Source organism: Imbroritus primus, from assembly GCF_964332355.1.
Classification (GTDB): Bacteria; Pseudomonadota; Gammaproteobacteria; order Burkholderiales; family Burkholderiaceae; genus Imbroritus; species Imbroritus primus.
Genome location: NZ_OZ201293.1, coordinates 858,989 through 882,132, shown reverse-complemented (window position 1 = coordinate 882,132; position 23,144 = coordinate 858,989). Strand labels below are relative to the sequence as shown.

The 23,144-nt window shown below is 64.0% G+C and carries 22 protein-coding genes; 14 read left to right on the top strand and 8 right to left on the bottom strand.

The window, feature by feature from the left end; genetic code table 11:
- Positions 1-13: 13 nt before the first annotated feature.
- The 4 genes from sdhA to ACQ3C8_RS03990 all read right to left on the bottom strand — a co-directional run bounded on the left by sdhA (position 14) and on the right by ACQ3C8_RS03990 (position 3,537).
- On the bottom strand, positions 14-1,792 hold the full coding sequence (gene sdhA, locus ACQ3C8_RS04005; protein ID WP_009522015.1) for a succinate dehydrogenase flavoprotein subunit: 1,779 nt from the start codon (positions 1,790-1,792) through the stop codon (positions 14-16).
- Between the two features lie 3 nt (positions 1,793-1,795).
- A complete protein-coding gene (gene sdhD / locus ACQ3C8_RS04000) occupies positions 1,796-2,161 on the bottom strand; it encodes a succinate dehydrogenase, hydrophobic membrane anchor protein (RefSeq protein ID WP_009522014.1) in 366 nt (121 codons plus the stop codon).
- 10 nt (positions 2,162-2,171) lie between these two features.
- A complete protein-coding gene (gene sdhC, locus ACQ3C8_RS03995) occupies positions 2,172-2,582 on the bottom strand; it encodes a succinate dehydrogenase, cytochrome b556 subunit (protein WP_428852540.1) in 411 nt (136 codons plus the stop codon).
- A gap of 130 nt (positions 2,583-2,712) precedes the next feature.
- A complete protein-coding gene (locus ACQ3C8_RS03990; protein ID WP_428852539.1) occupies positions 2,713-3,537 on the bottom strand; it encodes a GntR family transcriptional regulator in 825 nt (274 codons plus the stop codon).
- 546 nt (positions 3,538-4,083) lie between these two features.
- On the opposite strand from ACQ3C8_RS03990, the gene ACQ3C8_RS03985 reads away from it, so the two are divergent.
- From ACQ3C8_RS03985 to ACQ3C8_RS03950, 8 genes are all read left to right on the top strand, one after another.
- Positions 4,084-5,067, top strand: a complete 984-nt coding sequence (locus tag ACQ3C8_RS03985; protein ID WP_009522011.1) for a malate dehydrogenase — start codon at positions 4,084-4,086, stop codon at positions 5,065-5,067.
- Positions 5,068-5,178: 111 nt separating this feature from the next.
- A complete protein-coding gene (locus ACQ3C8_RS03980; RefSeq protein WP_428853026.1) occupies positions 5,179-6,159 on the top strand; it encodes an HpcH/HpaI aldolase/citrate lyase family protein in 981 nt (326 codons plus the stop codon).
- Positions 6,160-6,277: 118 nt separating this feature from the next.
- Positions 6,278-6,805, top strand: a complete 528-nt coding sequence (locus tag ACQ3C8_RS03975) for a hypothetical protein (RefSeq protein WP_009522009.1) — start codon at positions 6,278-6,280, stop codon at positions 6,803-6,805.
- A gap of 186 nt (positions 6,806-6,991) precedes the next feature.
- Positions 6,992-9,709, top strand: a complete 2,718-nt coding sequence (gene acnA, locus ACQ3C8_RS03970) for an aconitate hydratase AcnA (RefSeq protein ID WP_428852538.1) — start codon at positions 6,992-6,994, stop codon at positions 9,707-9,709.
- A 72-nt stretch (positions 9,710-9,781) separates the two neighbouring features.
- Entirely contained in the window at positions 9,782-10,000 is a 219-nt protein-coding gene (locus ACQ3C8_RS03965; RefSeq protein WP_428852537.1) for a hypothetical protein, read from the top strand.
- Positions 10,001-10,196: 196 nt separating this feature from the next.
- Positions 10,197-11,402 (top strand): DUF2863 family protein, encoded by a 1,206-nt coding sequence (locus ACQ3C8_RS03960; protein ID WP_428852536.1) that lies wholly within the window; start codon positions 10,197-10,199, stop codon positions 11,400-11,402.
- Positions 11,403-11,407: 5 nt separating this feature from the next.
- Positions 11,408-13,039, top strand: a complete 1,632-nt coding sequence (locus tag ACQ3C8_RS03955; RefSeq protein ID WP_428852535.1) for an ABC transporter substrate-binding protein — start codon at positions 11,408-11,410, stop codon at positions 13,037-13,039.
- A gap of 182 nt (positions 13,040-13,221) precedes the next feature.
- Positions 13,222-13,977, top strand: coding sequence for a BspC domain-containing protein (locus ACQ3C8_RS03950; RefSeq protein ID WP_428852534.1), 756 nt, complete (start codon positions 13,222-13,224; stop codon positions 13,975-13,977).
- A gap of 29 nt (positions 13,978-14,006) precedes the next feature.
- Here the strand turns inward: ACQ3C8_RS03950 and ACQ3C8_RS03945 are convergent, their stop codons facing one another.
- A complete protein-coding gene (locus ACQ3C8_RS03945) occupies positions 14,007-15,191 on the bottom strand; it encodes a M14 family metallopeptidase (protein WP_428852533.1) in 1,185 nt (394 codons plus the stop codon).
- A 127-nt stretch (positions 15,192-15,318) separates the two neighbouring features.
- Positions 15,319-16,098, bottom strand: a complete 780-nt coding sequence (gene yaaA / locus ACQ3C8_RS03940) for a peroxide stress protein YaaA (protein WP_009522002.1) — start codon at positions 16,096-16,098, stop codon at positions 15,319-15,321.
- 101 nt (positions 16,099-16,199) lie between these two features.
- Between yaaA and ACQ3C8_RS03935 the strand changes: the two genes are divergently transcribed.
- Both ACQ3C8_RS03935 and ACQ3C8_RS03930 read left to right on the top strand, forming a co-directional pair.
- Positions 16,200-16,694, top strand: a complete 495-nt coding sequence (locus tag ACQ3C8_RS03935; RefSeq protein WP_428852532.1) for a putative toxin-antitoxin system toxin component, PIN family — start codon at positions 16,200-16,202, stop codon at positions 16,692-16,694.
- Positions 16,695-16,756: 62 nt separating this feature from the next.
- Positions 16,757-17,944: a pyridoxal phosphate-dependent aminotransferase gene (locus tag ACQ3C8_RS03930; protein ID WP_428852531.1), complete on the top strand. Its 1,188-nt coding sequence runs from the start codon at positions 16,757-16,759 to the stop codon at positions 17,942-17,944.
- 13 nt (positions 17,945-17,957) lie between these two features.
- Here ACQ3C8_RS03930 and ACQ3C8_RS03925 read toward each other — a convergent pair whose 3' ends face one another.
- The gene (locus ACQ3C8_RS03925) at positions 17,958-18,605 is read right to left on the bottom strand and encodes a glutathione S-transferase N-terminal domain-containing protein (protein ID WP_428852530.1); all 648 of its coding nucleotides are present in this window, start codon (positions 18,603-18,605) and stop codon (positions 17,958-17,960) included.
- A 188-nt stretch (positions 18,606-18,793) separates the two neighbouring features.
- Between ACQ3C8_RS03925 and ACQ3C8_RS03920 the strand changes: the two genes are divergently transcribed.
- The 4 genes from ACQ3C8_RS03920 (at position 18,794) to ACQ3C8_RS03905 (ending at position 22,647) form a co-directional block, all read left to right on the top strand.
- Complete coding sequence (locus ACQ3C8_RS03920; RefSeq protein WP_428849605.1) at positions 18,794-20,359, top strand: 3-hydroxyacyl-CoA dehydrogenase; 1,566 nt, start codon at positions 18,794-18,796, stop codon at positions 20,357-20,359.
- A 40-nt stretch (positions 20,360-20,399) separates the two neighbouring features.
- Entirely contained in the window at positions 20,400-21,179 is a 780-nt protein-coding gene (locus tag ACQ3C8_RS03915; protein WP_009521997.1) for an oxepin-CoA hydrolase, alternative type, read from the top strand.
- A gap of 178 nt (positions 21,180-21,357) precedes the next feature.
- Complete coding sequence (locus ACQ3C8_RS03910; protein WP_428852529.1) at positions 21,358-22,047, top strand: glutathione binding-like protein; 690 nt, start codon at positions 21,358-21,360, stop codon at positions 22,045-22,047.
- Positions 22,048-22,335: 288 nt separating this feature from the next.
- Positions 22,336-22,647, top strand: coding sequence for a hypothetical protein (locus ACQ3C8_RS03905; RefSeq protein ID WP_428852528.1), 312 nt, complete (start codon positions 22,336-22,338; stop codon positions 22,645-22,647).
- Here ACQ3C8_RS03905 and ACQ3C8_RS03900 read toward each other — a convergent pair whose 3' ends face one another.
- Positions 22,648-23,127 (bottom strand): MaoC family dehydratase, encoded by a 480-nt coding sequence (locus ACQ3C8_RS03900; RefSeq protein WP_009521994.1) that lies wholly within the window; start codon positions 23,125-23,127, stop codon positions 22,648-22,650.
- Between the last annotated feature and the right edge of the window lie 17 nt (positions 23,128-23,144).

Sequence of the window (23,144 nt, the reverse complement as noted above, 5' to 3'; positions counted from 1 at the left end):
ATCTCTCCCACGCTTAGAAGGTACGGGCTTTCGGCGGGACGCTCTCAGCCGTCAGCGGCTGCATCTTGACCGGCTTGTATTCAAGACGGTTGCCTTCGCTGTACCACAGCGTGTGCTTCAACCAGTTTTCATCATCGCGGTTCGGCTTGTCGCTGTGCGCATGCGCACCACGCGACTCCTGACGGGCTGCGGCCGACACCATGGTGGCGTTGGCGACTTCGATCAGGTTGGCCACTTCCAGCGCCTCGACCCGCGCAGTGTTGAACACCTGCGACTTGTCCTTCAGGTGGATGTCGCCCACGCGCTTCGACACTTCAGCGATCTGTTTCACGCCCTCGTCCATCAGCGCCTGCGTGCGGAACACGCCGGCATGCGTCTGCATCGTGCGGCGAATGTCGTTGGCGATATCCTGGGCATATTCGCCCGACGTCGAGCTGTCGAGCTTGGCCAGGCGTGCCAGCGTAAAGTCAGCGGCATCGGCCGGCAGCGGCTTGTGCTCTTTCTGCTTGAGCGCGGTCGCCACGATGTGGTTGCCGGCGGCACGGCCGAACACCACGAGGTCGAGCAGCGAGTTCGTGCCCAGGCGATTCGCGCCGTGCACGGAAACGCACGAGCATTCGCCAATGGCGTAGAAACCGTTGATGACTTCGTTCGGGTTGCCGTTCTTCGGTGCCACGACCTGGCCGTGGATATTCGTCGGGATGCCGCCCATCTGGTAGTGAATGGTCGGCACGACGGGGATCGGTTCCTTGATGCAGTCCACGTTGGCGAACTTCAGGCCAATCTCGCGGATCGACGGCAGGCGCTTGTTGATCGTATCCGCACCGACGTGCGTCAGGTCCAGCAGCACGTAATCGCCGTTCGGGCCGCACCCACGGCCTTCCTTGATTTCCTGGTCCATCGAGCGCGACACAAAGTCGCGCGGCGCCAGATCCTTCAGCGTCGGAGCATAGCGCTCCATGAAGCGTTCGCCGTCCTTGTTGCGCAGGATACCGCCTTCGCCGCGCACGCCTTCGGTGATCAGCACGCCCGCGCCGGCCACGCCGGTCGGGTGGAACTGCCAGAACTCCATGTCTTCGAGCGGGATGCCGGCGCGTGCCGCCATGCCGAGGCCGTCACCGGTATTGATGAAGGCATTGGTCGAGGCGCCATAGATCCGGCCTGCGCCGCCCGTGGCGAACAGCGTGCACTTGGCTTCGAGGATGTAGACCTCGCCGGTTTCCATTTCGAGCGCCGTCACGCCGAGCACGTCGCCGTCCGCGTCGCGGATCAGGTCGAGCGCCATCCATTCGACGAAGAAGTGGGTCTTGGCGCGCACGTTGCGCTGGTACAGCGTGTGCAGCAGCGCATGGCCGGTACGGTCGGCCGCCGCGCAGGCGCGCTGGACAGGCTTTTCACCGTAGTTGGCCGTGTGGCCGCCAAACGGACGCTGGTAGATCGTGCCATCGGGGTTGCGGTCGAACGGCATGCCGAAGTGCTCGAGCTCGTACACCACCTTGGGTGCTTCGCGGCACATGAATTCGATCGCATCCTGGTCGCCGAGCCAGTCGGAGCCCTTGATGGTGTCGTAGAAGTGATAGTGCCAGTTGTCTTCGCTCATGTTGCCGAGCGAGGCACCGATACCGCCCTGCGCCGCCACGGTGTGCGAGCGGGTCGGGAAAACCTTGGAGAGCACGGCCACATTGAGGCCTGCCTCTGCCAACTGGAGCGAAGCGCGCATCCCTGCACCGCCGGCCCCGACGATCACCACGTCGAAACGACGACGCGGCAAGCCAGTCTTGACTGCGACCATGAATTACACCCTCCAGAGAATTTGTGCTGCGTAGCCCGCGCAACCGATGAGCCACAAGGCCGTCAATACTTGCAACGTCAAGCGGACAGCCACCGGCTTGACATAGTCCATCCAGATGTCGCGTACGCCAATCCAGGCGTGATACAGCAGCGACAGGATGGAGAGGAACGTCAGGATCTTCATCCACTGGTTGGCGAACAGGCCAGCCCAGCTTTCGTAGGAGCGGTCCGGCGCGAGCAGGAACGCCACCAGCAACACCACCGTATACAAGGCCATGATGACAGCCGTGATACGTTGGAACAGCCAGTCCTTCAGACCGTAGTGCGCGCCGACGACGAGGCGCTTGGGACCAATATTGTTATTTGCCATGTCGTATTCCTCAGAACAGGCCGAACAGCTTCAGGCCGCAGACTGCTGTCAGGAGCAGGCTGACGATCAGAACGGTCACGGCGGACTTGGCCGACTTCTCTTTTGCGACACCGACGTGCACGTCCAGCAGCAGGAAGCGGATACCGGCGCAGAAGTGATGCAGGTAGCCCCAGATCAGGGCCAGCACCACCAGTTTCACGAAGCCGTGCGACAGCAGGTCCGAAAACTTGGCGAAGCTGAGCTCGGAAGTCAGGCTCAGTTCGAACAGGTACAGAATGAATGGAAGAAGAAGGAACAGGAGTGCACCGCTGACGCGATGCAAAATGGATACCTTGCCGGCCCAGGGCAACCGGTAACGCGCAATCTGCGTTACGTGGATGTTCCGGAACTCCGGCCTGGCTTTCTTGGCGGCTTCTGCCATGCTAGACCCCATATGCGTGTGACAAAAACAAAACAGCTCTGCGCAAAACCTGACGATTTTACCGCGTAATGGCGCGCTGCACCATGACCCGGCACGCGTTTATCGAACGCTTGCCGGCCCTACCCAGCGCTCAACTCAAATCATTCTGGTAGAAATGGTGCGCGGTCACGTATAACCCGCGCCGCACTTCTACCGGACGATCTCCAAACGTAAACGATACGCGCTCCACCGACAGCAGCGGCGCGCCCTCTTCCACCGAGAGGATGGCAGCGGTCGCGGCATCGGCCGCCACCGCCCGGATCTTTTCCTTGGCCCGGATCATGCGCGTCCCGAACTCGCCCTCGAACAAGGCGTACATCGGGCCTTTCCATTCCGTCAGGCGCTCCGCGGTCAAGCCCTTGAAGGCGGTACCGGGCAGCCAGATCTCGTCGAGCACGATCGGTTCGCCAGAAAAAAACTGCACACGCCGGATCTGCACCACGCTGTCGCCCGTCTTCAGGTCGAGCAGGCGCGCGATCTCGGCGGGCGCCCGCGTGCGCTTGCACTCCAGCACGGAGTTCTTCGGGTAGTGGATTTCGCCTTCGTCGGGGTGCAGCCGCAGGAAACGGAACTGCACGCCATATTCATGGTGGGTGGTCACGAATGTGCCCTTGCCCTGCCGGCGCATCACCAGATTCTCCGCCGCCAGCTCGTCGATGGCCTTGCGGACGGTTCCCTGGCTCACCTTGTAGCGGCCCGCCAGTTCCATTTCGCTGGGAATCATCTCGCCGGGCTTCCATTCGCCCGACTGGAGGCTTTGCGTGATCAACTGTTTGATCTGCTGGTACAGCGGACTGAACGTCGGGGACGCGCCGCTGGCGGCCACCGCACCTCCCGCCGCCGGCGCAAGCGCCGCGGATTCGCCGTTGCCACCGGAATCGGCGGCAGAAGACGGGGGTTGGGTGACATTCGACATGCCGGGATTTGACCACAGATCGCCCCCGTGCGTCCACTCACCCATGAAACATCTTATGTCTTATATAAGACAGAAGATGTTTGACTTTAGAGGGCCTGCCGCCTACACTCGCGCAGGATCCTGCATGGGCGGGGATCGGCACCCGATGTGGCGCATCCTTCGGCACATCGTCAGCAAGGCGACGACGTAGTTGCGTTTTATCCCTTCTCGTAGCTGCGTTTTACCCCTTCTGTGCCGCCCCGTCACGCACTACACTAACGGTCTGCCGCAGATCGTGCGAAAACCGCGCGCCGCCGAGTTCGCTCCGACGTCGCAGGCAACGTCACCCGCAGCAAAACCGTCATTGAAGCCCGGCATGATGAAGACATCTTTGAGACGTCATCCTGCCGGGCATCGATCCACTAGAGGCGCTATCAAAATGAAGCGCGGCAGTTCTGGCTCGCCTGACATGGCGGCCGGCCATACCCTGGCCCGGCTGGACCACCCAGGCACCAGAATCATTCTGATAGCGCCTCGTACTCTACCTACCTGATTGGAGATATATCCATGGCAAAAGCCCCAATGCGTGTCGCGGTCACTGGCGCGGCCGGTCAAATCGGTTACTCCCTCCTGTTCCGTATCGCCAACGGGGACATGCTGGGCAAGGATCAGCCCGTCATCCTGCAACTGCTGGACCTGACGCAGGCCCTGCCGGCCGTGAAGGGCGTGGTCATGGAACTCGACGATTGCGCGTTCCCGCTGCTGGCTGGCGTGGTCATCACCGACGATCCCAAGGTGGCCTTCAAGGATGCCGACGTGGCCCTGCTGGTTGGCGCCCGTCCGCGTAGCAAGGGCATGGAGCGCAAAGACCTGCTCGAAGCCAACGCCCAGATCTTTACCGTGCAGGGCAAGGCACTGGACGAAGTTGCCAGCCGCGATGTCAAGGTGCTGGTGGTCGGCAACCCGGCCAACACCAATGCCTACATCACCATGAAGTCGGCCCCGAGCCTGCCGAAGCAGAACTTCACCGCCATGCTGCGTCTGGACCACAACCGCGCCCTGTCGCAAGTCGCGGCCAAGATCGGCAAGCCGGTGTCGTCGATCGAAAAGCTGTTCGTGTGGGGCAACCACAGCCCGACCATGTACGCTGACTACCGCTTCGCCACCGTGGACGGCAAGAGCGTCAAGGACATGATCAACGACCAGGTGTGGAACAACGACGTGTTCCAGCCGACCGTCGGCAAGCGCGGCGCAGCCATCATCGAGGCACGCGGCCTGTCGTCGGCTGCCTCGGCCGCCAATGCCGCCATCGACCATGTGCACGACTGGGTGCTGGGCACGAACGGCAAGATCGTGACCATGGGCATTCCGTCCGACGGTTCGTATGACATTCCGGAAGACGTCGTGTTCGGCTTCCCGGTCACTTGCGCCAACGGCAAGTACGAAATGGTCAAGGGCCTGGACATCGACGCCTACAGCCGCGAAAAGATCAACGTCACGCTCAATGAGCTGATGGAAGAGCGCGAAGGCGTGAAGCACCTGGTGGGCTGATCCGCGCGGATCGATCCCCTGTCCCCCGGCCGGCGCTACCCCGCCCGCCGGCGGAAATCAAGGCTGCGGCGCATCCGCCGCAGCCCGTTCTACCGAGAGATGATGAGCAACGTGCATCCTTCCGAGGTCTTGTTCGAGGGCGAAGCGACACCGGTCCAGTTACCGGTCTGCGATCACTATGCCGGCTCCGAGAAGCTGATGGTGAAATCGCTTGCCCTGCAACAAGCGCTTGGTCCCGTATTTGATGTCACCTTCGATTGCGAAGATGGCGCCGCGGTCGGCGCAGAAGAAGCCCACGCGCGGCTGGCCGCCAGCCTGATCAATAGCGATGGCAACCTGTTCAACCGGGTTGGCGTACGCATCCACGATCCGCGGCATCCCGCCTGGGAACAGGACATCGCCATTCTGGTCGGACTGGCTGGTGCGCGCCTCGCCTACATTACCGTGCCCAAGGTCACGGATGTCGTCGAAGTGGCGCGCGTCACCGATGCCGTCAACCAGATGGCCCGTACTGCCGGTATTGCCCGGCACATCCCGATCCACGTACTCATTGAAACGCATGCCGCACTGGCCCAGGCCTCCGTCATTGCCAGCCTCGTGCAGGTCGAATGCCTGAGCTTTGGCCTGATGGATTTCGTATCCGCGCACCATGGCGCCATTCCAGCCAGCGCGATGGGTTCGCCGGGGCAGTTCGAGCATCCGCTGGTACGCCGCGCCATGCTGGAAATTTCTGCTGCCTGCCACGCCCACGGCAAGGTACCTTCCCATAACGTCAGTACCGCCATCGCCGCGCCCGAAGACGCTGGCGCAGATGCGCGGCGGGCGCGCAACGAGTTCGGCTACCTGCGCAAGTGGAGCATCCACCCAACCCAGATCGAACCCATCGTGGCCGCGTTCCGTCCCGGCGTAGAGGAAATCGCCGAGGCCAGCACGATCCTGCTGGCCGCACAGGATGCCCGCTGGGGTCCGATCCAGCATGCCGGCAAGCTTCATGACCGCGCCAGCTATCGCTACTACTGGTCCGTGCTGCAACGCGCACATGCTACGGGGGCAGCAGTTCCCGCCTCTGCCCGTACGCGTTTTTTCGAGTAACGGCGGCCTCGGAATGCAAAGAACAATGCCAGGAAGCTACGATGCCCCTCAACTGGACACATCTCACAGCAAATCTGTGAAAATACCGTCCCGTGCCGCCCCTCTACAAAGGACATACATGAAACAGCTCGCTCTCCTGACTGCCTGTATCAGCGCCCTGGCGCTTGCACCGCTTGCGTCCGCCCAGACCGCGGAGAAAGCACCGGCCAAGCCGACGGCACAGAAAGCCGCGCCGAAGAAACCGGCGGCACGCAAGACCACCCGCGCCAAGGCAGCCGCAGGCGGCGCAGCGGCGGCGGCAGTCGTGCCGCAGGGCGTCAAGTGGGATTGCGAGCTCGGCAATCATCTGTATATCGACGGCGACATGCCGCGCGCCGAAGTGATCACGCTCAACTGGAAAGGCGCCAACCACAAGCTGCCGCGCCAGACTACCGTCACGGGCGCTGACCGTTACTACGATCCGCAAAGCGGCCTCGACCTGGTGGTGATCCCGTCCAAGGCCATGCTGTTCGACAAGCGAGCCGGCCAGCGCCTCACCGACGAATGCCAGACCGAGGCAATGCGCGCTGGAGAAGCCGCGCCGACCCAGGCTGGTGCGCTGCGTGCGCCGGTGGTGGCCCCGCTCCTGGTCCCGCAAAAGAACTGAACCGCGCGACGGCTGCAGCCAGGCTGCCGCGCATGGCGTCATGCGCGGCAGGCAGCCCGGGTGTGCTGAGAAGTGTGTTTGTAGCTGAGAATTTGTAGCCAAGATGTAGCCAAGAATCGGCTCGCCAGTCAGCTGCCCTGACTGGCGGCGCCAACATGAAACTGAACTTCCGTATGGAGTCCTGCAATGCCCCACAATCTTCATAAAACTTTCAAAGAATTCAAGATCAACGGTTCGCGTACCGGCAAGTTCTACTCGCTACCGCAACTGGGCAAGGAGCTCGGCGTCAAGGTCGAGCGCCTGCCGGTGTCGATCCGCGTGGTGCTGGAATCGGTGCTGCGCAACTGCGATGGCAAGAAGGTGAACGAAGAGCACGTGCGCCAACTGGCCAACTGGAAGCCGAACGCTGAACGCACCGACGAAATTCCGTTCGTGGTGGCGCGCGTGGTGCTGCAGGATTTCACCGGCGTGCCGCTGCTCGCCGACCTCGCCGCCATGCGCAACGTGGCCAGCAAGATGGGCCAGAACCCCAAGAAGATCGAGCCGCTGGTGCCGGTGGACCTGGTCGTCGACCACTCCGTGCAGATCGATCACTTCCGCGAGAAGAAAGCGCTCGACCTGAACATGAAGCTGGAATTCCAGCGCAACAACGAACGCTACCAGTTCATGAAGTGGGGCATGCAGGCCTTCGATACCTTCGGCGTGGTCCAGCCGGGCTTCGGTATCGTCCACCAGGTCAACCTCGAGTACCTGGCACGCGGCGTGCACGCCAAGAAGGATGGCAAGGCCACCGTCTACTATCCGGACACGCTCGTCGGCACCGACTCGCACACCACGATGATCAACGGCATCGGCGTGGTGGGCTGGGGCGTGGGCGGCATCGAAGCGGAAGCCGGCATGCTCGGCCAGCCGGTGTACTTCCTGACGCCCGACGTCGTCGGCGTGGAACTGAAAGGCCGCCTGCGCGAGGGCGTGACCGCCACCGACCTGGTGCTGACCATCACCGAAATGCTGCGCAAGGAAAAGGTCGTCGGCAAGTTCGTCGAATTCTTCGGTGAAGGCACCGCCTCGCTGGCCCTGCCGGACCGCGCCACCATCGCCAACATGGCCCCCGAATACGGCGCGACCATGGGCTTCTTCCCGGTCGACGAAAAGACCATCGACTACTTCAAGGGCACGGGCCGCACCAAGGCCGAGATCGAAGCCTTCGAAGGTTACTTCCGTGCCCAGAAGATGTTCGGCATTCCGAAGGCCGGCGAAATCGACTACACCAAGTCGCTGACGCTCGACCTCGGCACCGTCGCCCCGTCGCTGGCCGGCCCGAAGCGCCCGCAGGACCGCATCGAGATCGGCAACGTCAAGTCGACCTTCGCCAGCCTGTTTGCCAAGCCGGTGGCCGAGAACGGCTTCAACAAGGACATCGCCGACCTCGACAAGACCTACACCACCTCGAACGGCGTGGATGTGAAGAACGGTGACGTGCTGATCGCCGCCATCACCTCGTGCACCAACACCTCCAACCCGAGCGTGCTGCTCGCCGCCGGCCTGCTGGCCAAGAAGGCGGTTGAAGCCGGCCTGAAGGTCGCCCCGCACATCAAGACCTCGCTCGCCCCCGGAAGCCGCGTGGTCACCGAGTACCTGACCGCTGCCGGCCTGCTGCCGTACCTCGAGAAGCTCGGCTTCGGCGTGACCGCCTACGGCTGCACGACCTGTATCGGCAATGCCGGCGACCTGACGCCGGAGCTGAACGAAGCCATCGTGAAGAACGACATCGTGGCGGCCGCCGTGCTGTCGGGCAACCGTAACTTCGAAGCGCGTATCCACCCGAACATCCGCTCCAACTTCCTGGCTTCGCCGCCGCTGGTCGTGGCCTACGCCATCGCCGGCAATGTCACGCGCGACCTGATGACCCAGCCGGTCGGCAAGGGCAAGGGCGGCAAGGACATCTACCTCGGCGACATCTGGCCGACCTCGGATGAAGTCGCCAAGCTGATGAAGTTCGCCATGAACGCCAACACGTTCAAGGACAACTACTCGCAGGTCAAGAAGCCGAGCCCGCTGTGGGCCAAGGTCAAGGGCACGTCGGGCCAGGTCTACGACTGGCCGGCCTCCACCTACATCGCCGAGCCGCCGTTCTTCCAGAACTTCGAGATGGAACCCGCCGCCTCGACCGACGGCATCCGTGGCGCACGCGCCCTGGGCATCTTCGGCGACTCCGTGACGACCGACCACATCTCCCCGGCCGGCTCGATCAAGGAAAGCTCCCCCGCTGGCCAGTACCTGCTCGCCAACGGCGTGCTCAAGGCCGACTTCAACAGCTACGGCTCGCGCCGCGGTAACCATGAGGTGATGATGCGCGGCACCTTCGCCAACGTGCGCATCAAGAACCTGATGCTCCCGCCGAAGGCTGATGGCTCGCGCGTCGAAGGCGGCATCACGCTGCACCAGCCGACCGGCGACGAAATGTCGATCTACGACGCCGCCATGAAGTACGTGGCCGAAGGTACGCCGACGGTCGTGTTCGGTGGCGAAGAGTACGGCACCGGCTCGTCGCGCGACTGGGCCGCCAAGGGCACCCAGCTGCTCGGCGTGAAGGCCGTGATCGCCCGCAGCTTCGAGCGCATCCACCGCTCCAACCTGGTGGGCATGGGCGTGCTGCCGCTGCAGTTCAAGGGCACCGACAGCGCCGAATCGCTCGGCATCATCGGCAACGAAACCTTCGATATCGAAGGCGCCGAAGGCGACCTGAAGCCGCAGCAGGACCTGACGCTGGTGATCAACCGTGCGAATGGCGACGTCCATCGTGTGCCGGTGCTGCTGCGCATCGATACGCCGATCGAAGTCGACTACTACAACCACGGCGGCATCCTGCCGTTCGTGCTGCGTCAGCTGCTGGCTGCCTGAGCCTGGCTGTAAGCACCGTGCAAGCGTCGGGTGAGAAACTCGCCCGACGCCAACACTACACCGGAGACACGCATGGTCAAGATTGTCATAGCCTTCATCGTCATCGCAGCGGCAGCCTTCTATCTGCTGTCGAAGAGCGGCGGCGATGTATCGATGGGTGGCGAGCAGCATGGTGCCGAGGCTGCGCACATGGAAAGTGCTCCTGCTTCCACACCTGATGCAGCACCAGCCTCGGCTCCCGAAGCCGCGCCAGCCCCTGCACCGGCAGCCGCATCCGCCGCACAGTCCTGATGCCATATCCGCCGCCGGCGGACCGCACGGTATCCAATGCCGCCAGTCATGGCGGCATTTTTTTTGCTGTCGCCAGCGGCCGCCATGGTATCCGTGCTGCCGCAGGGGCAATCCCGGCACACAGGCAAGCATGGGGGGTGTTTTATGGCTGCAGCGAGTAGAATAGTGGTTTAGTCACATCCCAAAACAATTCAGCATGGTCGGTTTTCGTTCCAAATCTCCCCAGCGTCTTTCCCCGGATGCCGAACGGCTCGTCGCCGATGCACTGTCGCTGGCCGCGTCAGGCAGCCGCCTCGAGGACGTGTATTGGGAGCGGCGCCTGTCGGGACGCCTGGCCCGCCTGCTCAAGAATGGCAGCCAGAGTTCACTGGACGCCGCGCTCGATCACTTGTTCAAGCACAACAACGATGCGTCCGACGTGCTGGCCGAACAGGCCGAGCTGCTGGCCGAATCGGCACAGGTGGAACACGAAGGCACCGTTTACGATGTCTTGCTGCTGGCCGCACCGATTCTCGCCCACACGCGCTACAGCATACCCTCCGGCACGCTGAAGGCCGATGACGTGCAGACGCTGGGCGCCCAGTTGCAGGCCCATGTGCTCGCGACCGGCACGCGCTTCACGCTCGCACCGTACCTCTACAGCATCGATCAGTTGCCGCGCACACACAGCGACACCTTTGCACTCACGCACCGCCTGGCCGCCGCCGCGCTGGCTGGCACGACGCCCTCGCTCGATCTGCGCGACCTCCCGGAAACAGCTCCCGTGCTGGCGGACCCGCGCTACCTGCTGGCTGTGGTCATCGCGCCCGCCGGCGCCGCCCTGTTCCGCTGGCAGGAGGAAGCGCGTGAACATCATGCTGAGCGCTCGGCCTGCCTCGAGCAGTGGAGCACGCAGGCCAAGCCAACAGTGGCGCGCATGATGCCGGGCTGCGAGTTCGAACTGATGCTGCCGGATGCGTTCTTCTACAGCTGCCGCGAGTCCGACAAGAAGGTCCGCCCGCTGACGGTCCGCGCCGCAGTCAACTACCTGACGGGCACGCTAGATGTCACTGCCGACCGGCTCGCTGCGATCGTCGCCGGTTTCGGCGAACAGGACCTCGACGAATATCGCGTGTCGTTCACGCTGCGCGGTGAACGCGACGTGATCTACGGCATTGTCTGGCCGATCTACGGCGAGGAGGACAACACGGCCGCCAGCCAGGAAAGCGGTGGCGGGGTACTCGAACGGATCTGCGAGGAGTTGCGGGCCTGCGGTATCGAGGACATCTTCCGCCACGCCAGCCTGTTCGAACCGGAATACTGCGACGACTGCGGCACGCCGCTGTTCGCGGACCGCAAGGGCGAGATCCTGCATCCCGAGATGCCCGAGGATACGCCCACGCAGCAACCACTGTTTCATTGAGCCGGATGCCGGCCCGGCGATCCGCGCGCCGTGAGTTCCTGCGCACCGGCCTGAGCCGGGCGCTGGCGCTCGGGGGGCTGGCAGGCTTGCACCTCCGGGCGGCCACGGCATCGGCTGCCGGCACTTCCGGTAGCCCGGCGACCCGCACACTGCGCATCGGGCTCGCGGCCGATGTGACTTCCATGGATCCGCACTGGAACAACAGCGGACCTAACAATGCGATGGCCCTGCACATCTTCGAGTCGCTGGTGCTGCTCGACCAGGATGCGCGCTATATTCCCGGACTTGCCACCAGCTGGCGCCCGCTCGATCCCAAGGTCTGGGAAATCCGCCTGCGTGCCGGCGTGCGCTGGCACGACGGCACACCGTTCACGTCCGCCGATGTCAAGGCCTCGCTCGAACGACCCGCGCGCCTCAAGGGCAGTCCCGGCCCCTTCACCGGTTACACCAAGACCTTCACGGCAATCGACACGCCCGACCCGCTGACGGTGCGCCTCACCACCTCGGTCGCCAATTACGCGAATATCGCGAATGACCTGAACAGCGTGGCCATCGTGCCGCAGAAGGTCGCGCAACTCGGCCAGACAGCCTTCGACAGCGGCGAGGCAATGATCGGGACGGGCCCGTTCCGTTTCGTGCGTTATGCGCGGGGGCAAGAGGTCGTCCTGCGCCGCAATGCCGATTACTGGGGCAGTGCACCGGCCTGGGAGACGGTCACCTTCAAGATCCTGACCAACAACGGCACCCGCACCGCCGCCTTGCTGTCCGGCAGTGTGGACGCAATTGAAAGCGTGCCGTCGGCCGATGTCGCGCGCCTGCGCCGCCACCCGGATTTCCGCCTCGAACAGGCCATCTCCTGGCGCGTGATCTTCTGGCAAATGGACCAGTGGCGCGATGCCTCGCCCTACATCACGGACCTTGCCGGTACCCCGCTCGGCCGCAATCCGTTCAAGGACGTACGCATACGCCAAGCCGTCAGCAAAGCGCTGCGCCGTGACGTACTATGCACGCGGCTCATGGAAGGCTTGGCCGTGCCCGCATCGAGCCTGGTCTCGGCGCCGATCTTCGGCCATCCCGGCACGCCGCCCGATGCTTACGACCCGGAGGGCGCGCGCCGCCTGCTGGCTGCAGCCGGCTACCCGCAGGGCTTCGGCCTGACCCTGCACGCCACCAATAACCGCTACCTGAACGACAGCCAGGTGGCACAAGCCACGGCGCAGATGCTATCGCGTATCGGCATCCGCACGCGCGTGGAGGTGATGCCGGTAGCGTCGTACTTCTCCAAGGCCCGCGCCGGTGCCTTCTCGTTCCAGATGCTCGGCTGGGGCTCGTCGGCCGGCGACGTGGCGCTGCGCTCGATCCTCGGCACGCCGAACGACAAGACTGGCTACGGCACCTGGAACTGGGGACGCTTCAGCAACCCAGAACTCGACCGCCTGATCGCCCGCTCGCTCTCGACCATCAGCAGCCCGCAAGACCGGGAAGCCGTCGCACGCGAAGCCGTACGGCTCGCCAACGCGGACCATGCGGTCATTCCATCACACAGCCAGATGGCCACATGGGCCATGCGCCACGGCATCCGCTATCGCGCCCGCACCGACGAATGGTCGCTCGCGCACCAGTTCTTTCCGGCATGACGCGTACCAACGTCCGCTGGCGAAGCGAACGCCTCGACCGCGCGCAACGACTGGATTCCGCCGGAACTTTCATGCCCTCGATCCATCTACTTTCCATTCTCCGCCGCCAACCGGTTGATCCCGTGCACGCTAGAAACGCTTCCTTTATCGCCACACTCGTCCTGCTCACCGGCTGCGCCGGCATGCCTGCGCAAGATTCCGCCACCAGCACCGCTACCGGCACCACGTTGCCTGCCTCATCCACTACACCCGCCACCTCAGCCTCGCACCCTGCCCTGGGCGTCCGGCCAGCGGCTCCCGCCACACCGCCTGCAGCAAGTCCATCCCCCCAGTCACGCCCCGATACAACCTTCACCCTGCCATCCGAGGAACGTGTCAGCCTGGCTACGTACCGCACCCAGATGCGCGCACGCCTGATGGAAACCGAGGGGGCAAGCGCCGATGTGGCGGATTGCGCGGCCCACGCGAGCTGGGTCGTCCCGCGTTCTTCCAGCTTCGATGCGCTCAAGCTGCCAAATGGCGCACTGCGGGCCGACAGGGCCGAGGTCAAGCCATGGGAAGGCCGCTTCTCTCCGGTCAAGCAGGCGGTGCAAGTCTCGCAGGTGGTGATGTTCGATGCCGAAGGCCATCGCCGCGGTACGGCTGACAACTGGGTCCCGGTGAAGGTGCGTTGCGGCTACAAGGACGGCATGATGCTGGCCTATGAGTTGCTGGACGCGGATGGCGCGACGATCACGGAAGCCGCGCGCCCGGCCCCGCAGACATCGCGCGCAGCAAGGAGCCAAGTCACACGGCAGAAAGGCACGAGCAAGCCTGCCAAGGCCGGCGCAAAATCGGCCAGGTCGGGCAGCAAGGCCAGTATCAAGCCCGCGGCTGCCAAACCGGCCGCGAAGAAAAGCACGACCAACAGCAAGAAGAGCAAGTCCTCCAGCCGTTGAAGCACGGCCTCGGAAAATGAAGCTCGGCCTCAGGACGCCGCTGCCCGCCCCGCTGGCGAAGCAGCAGCCGTCGATGTCGTCGCCAGCAGTTGCTCGAGGATCGGCTGCACCATGGCCGCCCCGAGCAGAGCGCTGCGCTGCGCACTCCAGCCGGACTCCGCATCCGGCAGATTGGCATTGTCCTTGAATGGCAGCTCGAGCGTCAGCGACAGGCAGCCGTAGGCGTGCCCGATGTATTTCGAGGCCAGCTTGAGCGCATCCTCGTTGTACTTGCCGGCTGGATAGCCAACCGCATTCTGGAAATCCGGCGAGGCGCGCAGGAACGCCTCGATGAAGCGCTGCTGCTCCCGGCGCTGGCGCTCGGTAAAGCCGGGCAGCATCTCGCTGCCGGCCACGAATACGTATGGCAAACCCTCGTCGCCATGCACGTCGAAGAACATGTCGCAGCCTGTGGCATGGATCGCGTCACGCACCACAAGCACTTCCGGACTGCGCACAGGGTCGGGCTCCATCCACTCGCGGTTGAGGTTAGCGCCCATGGCATTGGTCCGCAGGTTGCCGTGCGCCGCGCCATCGGGATTCATGTTCGGCACCACATGCAGCACAGCGTGCTGCAGCAGCACACGCCGCACCGGGTCGTGGCGCCATGCGCCCTGCCCCGTCACGCGTTCGAGCAGGCCCTCGCAAAACCATTCGGCCATGGTCTCGCCGGGGTGCTGGCGCGCGATGATCCATACCTGCTTGCGGCCCGGCGCGGGCTCGCCGATTGTCAGCGCCGTGATATCGCGGCCTTCCACGGAATGGCCAAGATGGCGCGTGCGCACGCCAGGCTGGCGCTGGCAGCGGCCCAGCAGGTCGAGATGGCGCTCTTCCGAATAGGGCTCGAAGTAGGCCAGCCACACGCTATCGTGCTCGGGTGTCAGCGTCATGACCAACTCACGGCCATCGTACTGCGTCGGAATGCGGAACCAGGTCTTGCGGTCGTAGCTGGCCACCGTGCGGTAGTCAACCCAGCCGTCAGGATACGTGCAGTCGCTGGCATTCAGCAGGCGAATGCGGCAGTCGCTTCCCTGCACCCCCTGCAGGCTGCAATGGAACCACTGGCGGAACTCCGCATGCGAATCGGCGCGGATCCGCAGCTGGATATCGTCGGCACGCTCACATGCCACGACTTCGATCGCACCGGAATCGAAACGGCTGGATACGGTAATCATGCGGCTCCCCTGCACTGCGGCGCACTGTATCGGCGCCCAGTACCATCATGCATGGCCGGCCCGCAACGCGATCCAGCCGATTCTTAAACTACCACGGAGTCCTTCAGTCCGAACTCCCGAGGCTGGCTCAGGCAGCCTCAAGCTGCCGCCGGAATACCCAGCGATGCGCGTCCGACGCCTCGGGCGTGAAGCGGTAGCCATCGGTATCGAACCCCTTCAGCGCCTGTGCATCGGTAAGCTGGCGGTCGATCGCATAGCGCGCCATCAGGCCACGCGCACGTTTGGCATAGAACGAAATGATCTTGAAGCGGCCGCCCTTCCAGTCCTCGAACACCGGCGTGATCACCGGCGCGGCAAGGCGCTTGGGCCGCACGACCTTGAAGTATTCTTCCGAGGCAAGATTGACCAGCGTATCCGCCTTCTCTTTCTTTAGCGTGACATTGAGCGCATCGGTTACGTCATCGCCCCAGAAGCTATAGAGATCCTTGCCATGCGGGTTGGCAAGGCGCGTCCCCATTTCCAGACGATACGGCTGCATGCGATCAAGCGGCCGCAGTACGCCATATAGTCCGGACAGGATACGTACGCGCCGCTGTGCAAATGCCAGGCCATCTTCCGCCAGGCTGCCGGCGTCGAGGCCGTCATACACATCGCCGTTGAACGCCAGCACAGCCTGCTTGCTGTTGCGCGCCGTAAACGACGGCGACCACTCCGCATAGCGGGTGGCGTTGAGCACTGCCAGCGGGTCGGAAATGCTCATCAGGGAACCGATCTGGGCCGGCGAATAGCCACGCAGCACCTCGATCAGTTGAGTGGAGCGGTCAACGAACTGGGGCAGCGTGTGTTTGCTGGTGGTGGCAGGGGTGGTGTAGTCGAGCGATTTTGCGGGCGAGAGTACGATGAGCATGTCAGAATCACGAAACTTGATTTATCCCATTGTATCGAATGCCCGCTTCCCCGACTGCCCCACTCACCGATCCAGTGCCGGATCCCTCGGCAACTGCCTCGATGACGATATCGACGGACGCGCCGTTAACGTCCGGGGCGCGCCCCTCGGCCAACCCGCGACCCTGCGTGGTGCTCGACTCGAATGTCTGGATCGACATCATGGTGTTCGACGACCCGCTGGCGCGCCCCATACGCGCAGCCCTGGTCGCCAGGCAACTCGATACCGTGATCAGCCCGTCCTGCCGCGAGGAACTGCGGCGCGTGCTGGGCTATCCGCAATTTGCACGCTTCGCGGTCGACATTGATGCCGCTCTGGCATGGGTCGATACCGTGACGCGCATGCTTGATCCGGTCGCCGGAAATGCGCCGCGCCTGCCACGGTGCAGCGACGCTGACGACCAGAAATTCCTTGAACTCGCCCAAGCCGCGACGGCGCACTATCTCGTCTCGAAGGACAAGGCCGTGCTCAAGCTGCGGCGCCGCATGGCGCAAGTGGCCGGCGTGACGGTACTGAAGCCCGCAGATTTCGTGGCGCAGGCGACGCTGACAGCCTGACGCCCAATCCGCTACGATAGCGGCACGTTCCCCCTCTTTCGATCCGACCCGCCCCCGCCGCCATGTCCACCGCTCCGCTTTTCCCTTCCGCAGCCCGCGCCGCCTTCACGCCGCCGCCCTCGCGCCTGCCGGGTGTCGGCACAACCATTTTCACGGTAATGTCGGCGCTCGCCACGGAAACGGGTGCGGTCAACCTCGGCCAGGGCTTTCCGGATTTCGACTGCGACCCGCGCCTGACGTCGGCCGTCACGGAGGCCATGCAGGCCGGCCACAACCAGTATCCGCCGATGCCGGGCATTCCGCTGCTGCGCCAGCGCATTGCCGAGAAAATCGGCGCACTGTACGGCCGGCACTACGACTGGAACCGTGAAGTCACCATCACCGCCGGCGCCACGCAAGGCCTGCTGACCGCCATCCTCTGCTGCGTGCATCCCGGCGACGAGGTGATCGTGTTCGAGCCGTGTTACGACAGCTATCGCCCGGCGATCGAACTGGCCGGCGGACGTGTGGTGCCGGTGTGCCTCCGCGCGCCCGACTACCGCATTCCGTTCGACGCACTGGCCGCCGCGCTGTCGCCGCGCACGCGCATGGTGATCGTCAACACACCGCACAATCCCACCGGCACGATCTGGCACGACGACGACATGCGCCAGCTCGCACGCGTGCTCGACGGTACCGATGTCGTGGTGCTGTCGGACGAGGTGTACGAGCACATGGTGTACGACGGCCAGCTGCACGCATCGGTGGCGCGTTACCCGGAACTCGCGATGCGCAGCTTCGTGGTCTCGAGCTTCGGCAAGACCTATCACGTCACCGGCTGGAAGGTTGGCTATGTGGCGGCTCCCGCGCCGCTGATGGACGAGTTCCGCAAGGTGCACCAGTTCAACGTGTTCACCGTCAACACGCCAATGCAGCACGCCCTTGCCAGCTATATGGCCGACCCCGCGCCATGGCGCGACCTGCCAGCGTTCTACCAGCGCAAGCGCGACCTGTTCCGTAGCGGACTGGCCGGCTCGCGCTTTCGCCTGCTGCCGGCGGATGGCACCTATTTCCAGTGTGTCGACTATTCGGCGATCTCGGCTTTGCCGGAAAACGAATTCGCCATGTGGCTGACGCGCGAGATCGGTGTGGCCGCGATTCCGGTGTCGGCGTTCTACAGCACGCCGCAGGACGCAGGCATCGTGCGCTTCTGCTTTGCCAAGCAGGATGCGACGCTGCAGCAGGCGCTGCAGCGCCTGGCCGCACTCTGAACACGCCAGTGCTTTAGCGCGCCCGGGCGCGCGCCATCATGGCTTCGTTGTTGGCCTTGCGGTCGGCCTTGACCTTCTGCACCGCCGGCAATTCGCCCATGCGCTTCAGGTAATCGCCCACCGGCAGGTCCGCCAGCGGATCTTCGCCGTAGATAATCTTGCAGGCATTGCTGATCACCGGGAAATGCACGATGGCGGCGCAATCCGCCACGGTGAACATGTCGCCGGCCAAGTACGGCGAGAATTTCGTGAGCTTGGCAAACGCAGCGACGTTGCGTTCTACCAGGCGCTTCTGGCGGGCCTTGAGGTTGTCGCTGACCTTGCCGCCGAAGAACGCTTCCGCATACAGCTCGCGCACGACGAGCTCGAGATGCAGTTCGAGGTAAGTCACCAGTTCCCGCACCTTGGCGGCGGCATAGGGATCGATGGGCAGCAGCGGCGACTGCGGGAAACGATCCTCCAGATACTCCATGATCACGCCCGACTCGCTCAGCGGACCCTGCGGCGTGATCAGGTAGGGCACCTTGCCCAGCGGCGAGGCCTCGGCATCGGTCTGATCGACCCACACCAGTTTCTCCTCGAACGGCACGTCCTTGACCAGCATCGCCAGCTTCACTTTGTTGTAATAGTTGCTGGCCGAAAACCCACACAGCTGAAGCATTGTCCCTCCCGTGCCCTGCGGCAAAGATGTCGGTGCGCCTGGCCGGCCACCGACGATTGTCCGGTCGTCCATCACGTACCGCGCACGTCGCGGCGCGGTGTGATGCCAACGCATGGTGACATGCGGATCGTGTCATTGTCCGTGCTGCACGGCAAAAAGAACAGGTGCAGCCTCCGCACGATCGTGCTATTTTATCCGCAAACCAAAACCATGCAGAAGAAAGCCTCGTCATGACATCACCCTCGATTCAAACCCTCGGCATCGTCGGCACCGGCGCGATGGGCCGCGGCATTGCCCAGATCGCCGCGCAGGCCGGCCTGCGCGTGCGCCTGTTCGACACCAATGCCGCCGCCATCGATGCCGCCCGCAGCTACCTGCAGGACACCTTCGCCAAGCTGACCGCCAAAGGCAAGATGACGGCCGAGCAGGCCAGTGCCGCCACCGCCAACGTCTTCGCGGCAGCCACGCTCGAGGACCTGGCTGACTGCGACGTGGTCGTCGAGGCCATCGTCGAAAAGCTGGAGGTGAAGCGCGAACTGTTCGTGAAGCTCGAGGCCATCCTCCGCACTGACGCGATCCTCGCGTCGAATACCTCGTCGCTGTCGATCACCGCCATCGCCACGGCCTGCCAGCATCCGGAACGCGTCGCCGGCTACCACTTCTTCAACCCGGTGCCGCTGATGAAGGTCGTGGAAGTCATCGATGGTCTGCGTACCGCGCCAGCCGTGGGCGATGCGCTGATGGAGCTGTCGCGCCGCCTCGGCCACACTCCGGTGCGCTGCAAGGACATGCCGGGCTTCATCGTCAACCATGCCGGCCGCGGTATGAATATCGAAGGCCTCAAGACGGCCGGCGAAGGCGTCGCCAGCTTTGCCGACATCGACGCCATCATGCGCGAGCAGGCCGGCTTCCGCATGGGCCCGTTCGAGCTGATGGACCTGACTGGCCTCGATGTATCGCACCCGGTGATGGAATCCATCTACCGTCAATTCTTCGACGAACCGCGCTACCGCCCTTCCGCCATCACCGCCGTGCGCTATGCCGGCGGCATGCTGGGTCGCAAGACGGGTGAAGGGTTCTACGCCTATCCGGATGGCCAGAAAGCGGTAGCGCCGGAAGCGCCTGTGCCGACCGACAAGCCTGCAAGCGTATGGATCAGCCGTGCGCATGAACGTGGCCATGCGGCCGTGGCGCGCCTGCTGGCGCAGCTCGGCGTCACGCCGGAAGCTGGCAACACGCCCTCGGACAATGCCCTGATCGTGGTGACGCCTTACGGTGAAGACGCGACCACCTGCGCTGTCGAGCAAGGGCTCGATGCCACGCGCGTGATCGCCATCGACACGCTGTTCCCGTTCGAGACCGCCAAGCGCCGCGTACTGATGACTACGCCGGCCACGCGCGCGGACATGCGCGCCGCGGCACATGCACTGTTCGCCGCAGACGGCGTGCCCGTGACGGTGATCCGCGATTCAGCCGGCTTCGTCGCGCAGCGCATTGTCAGTATCATCGTCAGCATCGCCGCCGATATTGCGCAGCAGCGCATCGCCACGCCGGGCGACATTGACCGCGCGGTTACCCTCGGCCTCGGTTACCCCAAGGGCCCGCTGAGCCTGGGCGATGCCCTGGGCGCCGATGCGATCCTGCAAACGCTGCGGACACTGCAGCGCGTGACCGGCGACATGCGCTACCGCCCGAGCCCGTGGCTGGCACGCCGCGCGGCCCTGGGCCTGTCGCTGCTGAGCGAAGAATCCTGAATCGATCTCTAATCGACCCTCCACCTGAACCGGAATCCACATGAGCGGACAACTGCTGACGGAACGCCTCGGCCACACCCTGGTGCTCACCATTTCCAACCCCGGCGCGCGCAATGCGCTGGGACCGACAATGTACAGTGCCGCGGTAGAGGCGCTCGACTCGGCCGCACGCGATCCGGAAGTACGCGTGGTGGTGCTGACCGGGGAAGGCAATACATTCTGCGCCGGCGGCAACCTCAACCGCCTGCTGGACAACCGCAGCAAGGAACCCTCGGTACAGGCCGCCAGCATCGAAGCCCTGCACCAGTGGACTGAGGCGCTGCGCGCCTTCCCCAAGCCGGTGATCGCCGCGGTCGAAGGCCCCGCCGCCGGTGCAGGCTTTTCGCTCGTGCTGGCCTGTGATCTGGTGGTGGCCGCCAGCGACGCCAAGTTCGTGATGGCCTATGTTCGGGTCGGCCTGACGCCGGACGGCGGCGGATCGTGGCATCTCGCGCGCGCCCTGCCGCGTGCGCTGGCCACCGAAGTGCTGATCGAAGGCAAGCCCATCGACGCGCCTCGGCTCGCGCAGTTCGGCCTGGTCAATCGTGTCGTGCCGCCCGGCCAGGCACGCACCGAGGCACTGGCATGGGCCGAAGACCTCGCCGCACTCGCACCGAATTCGGTCACACGCATCAAGGGCCTGATCAGCCATGCCGAAGAAGCGCCCTTGCCGACCCATCTCGAAAAGGAGCGAGACAACTTCATCGGCTCGCTGTTCCACGCCGACGGGCTCGAGGGCATCAGCGCCTTCCTCGAAAAACGCAAGCCTGTCTATCGCTGACAGCCTTTGCGGCAACCGCCGCAGCACATACAGAAAGCACAAACGCGCAGCCGGTCTGCGCGTTTGTGCTTTCTGTGCTTAAATTTTCGGATTGCAGCGCCGCCGGATTTGCAGCATGCCTCAGGGCGGCGCTGTTTCCGTTTCGATTCTGCTGTCTTTCAAATGAGGAACCTCTTCGATGATCGATGCCTATAGCTGGGCCACGCCGAACGGCCACAAAGTCCATATCATGCTGGAAGAATGCGGGCTGCCGTATCGGGTGCATGCCATCAACATCGGCGCCGGCGACCAGTTCAAGCCTGAATTCCTGCGCATCAGCCCCAACAACAAGATTCCTGCCATCGTCGACAGCGAGGGTCCGGATGGCAAGCCGATCTCCCTGTTCGAATCCGGCGCCATCCTGCTCTACCTCGCCAGCAAGACCGGCAGGTTCCTGCCCGAGGACGTGCGCGGCAAGTATGAGGCGCTGCAGTGGCTGATGTTCCAGATGGGCGGAGTCGGGCCGATGCTGGGGCAGGCCCACCATTTCCGCATCTACGCACCGGAAAAGGTCGAGTACGCGATCAATCGTTATACCAACGAGGCCAAGCGCCTGTATGGTGTGCTCGACAAGCGCCTGGCGGAACATGCCTATCTGGCCGGCGACGCCTATTCGATCGCCGACATCGCCACCTTCCCGTGGCTGCGCAGCTGGGAAAACCAGGGCGTGGAGCTCTCGGACTACACACACGTCAAGCGCTGGTTCGACGAGATTGCCGCCCGTCCGGCCGTGCAACGTGGCGTCGAGGTGCTCGCCAAGCATCGCAAGCCGGTAGACGACAAGGAGCGTGACATCCTGTTCGGTGCGACCCAGTATCAGCGCCGCTGAAGCGGCGGTGTATACGACGTATCCGCGTGGCTGCAGACTGGCGCCGCCGCATGGACAACGGCCGCCTGAGCGGGGCCCGGAGGCCGTTCTTGGCAATAGTTCACATTCTCTTGATCGTGCAGCGCGCCGCGTGCCAGACCCGGCACGCAGGCATGCCGCATGGGCTGTCGCACTAGTTCACACTTTGCCAAGCAATGCGCCGCAACGATTTGACGGCAAGCGGCACTCATTGGCAGATCGGGTGTCCGCCTCCTTGGCCACCCGCCTTGACTTTGTGGACTGCCCCGCATGACAGCAATCCTGACGCCTCTCACCGTTGCCGGCAACGCCTACCAGGCACAATCGCTCGTCCCGCCTCAGCCCGCCAATTCAGCGGACAAGGCCGCATTCGATGCGGCCATGGCGGCCGATCTACCCGCCGTGGAGGTCCACGCTGCACGCGCCACCACGGACTACAAGACCGCCAGCCTCAGCAGCATGCCGCCCGAAATCCGCGAGCAGTTCAAGAAGACACTCCACCGCTACATCGTGGACCTCGCCATCGACTACGCCACCAACCCCATCTACCAGTATGGGAACGAGGACAACGACTGGGCGTGATCAGCTAAAGCGGCGCGAGATCGTTTCCGCCACGCACACCGGGCGGTCGCTGCCCTCGCGCTCGACCGTCACCTGCATGATCACCTGCGCGCCCTTCAGGTCGGGACGGTTCTTCGGCGACTCGATGCTTTCCACCGACAGCAGCTTGGCGCGCGCGCGCAAGCGGCTGCCCACCGGCACCGGCGCCATGAAGCGCACGCGGTTCAGGCCGTAGTTCACGCCCATCTTCACATTGCGCATCTCGATGGCTTTCTTCATCAGCAACGGAATCAGCGACAGCGTCAGATAGCCGTGCGCGATCGGCGCACCGTAAGGCGACTCGCGCTTGGAGCGTTCGACATCGACGTGGATCCACTGATGATCGCCGGTGGCGTCGGCAAACAGGTTCACCTGCTCCTGCGTCACTTCGACCCATTCGCCCACGGCCACTTCCTGGCCGACCAGTTCCTCGAGTTGCTCCAGCGATTCAATGACGCGCATGCTGCTCTCCTGTCCAG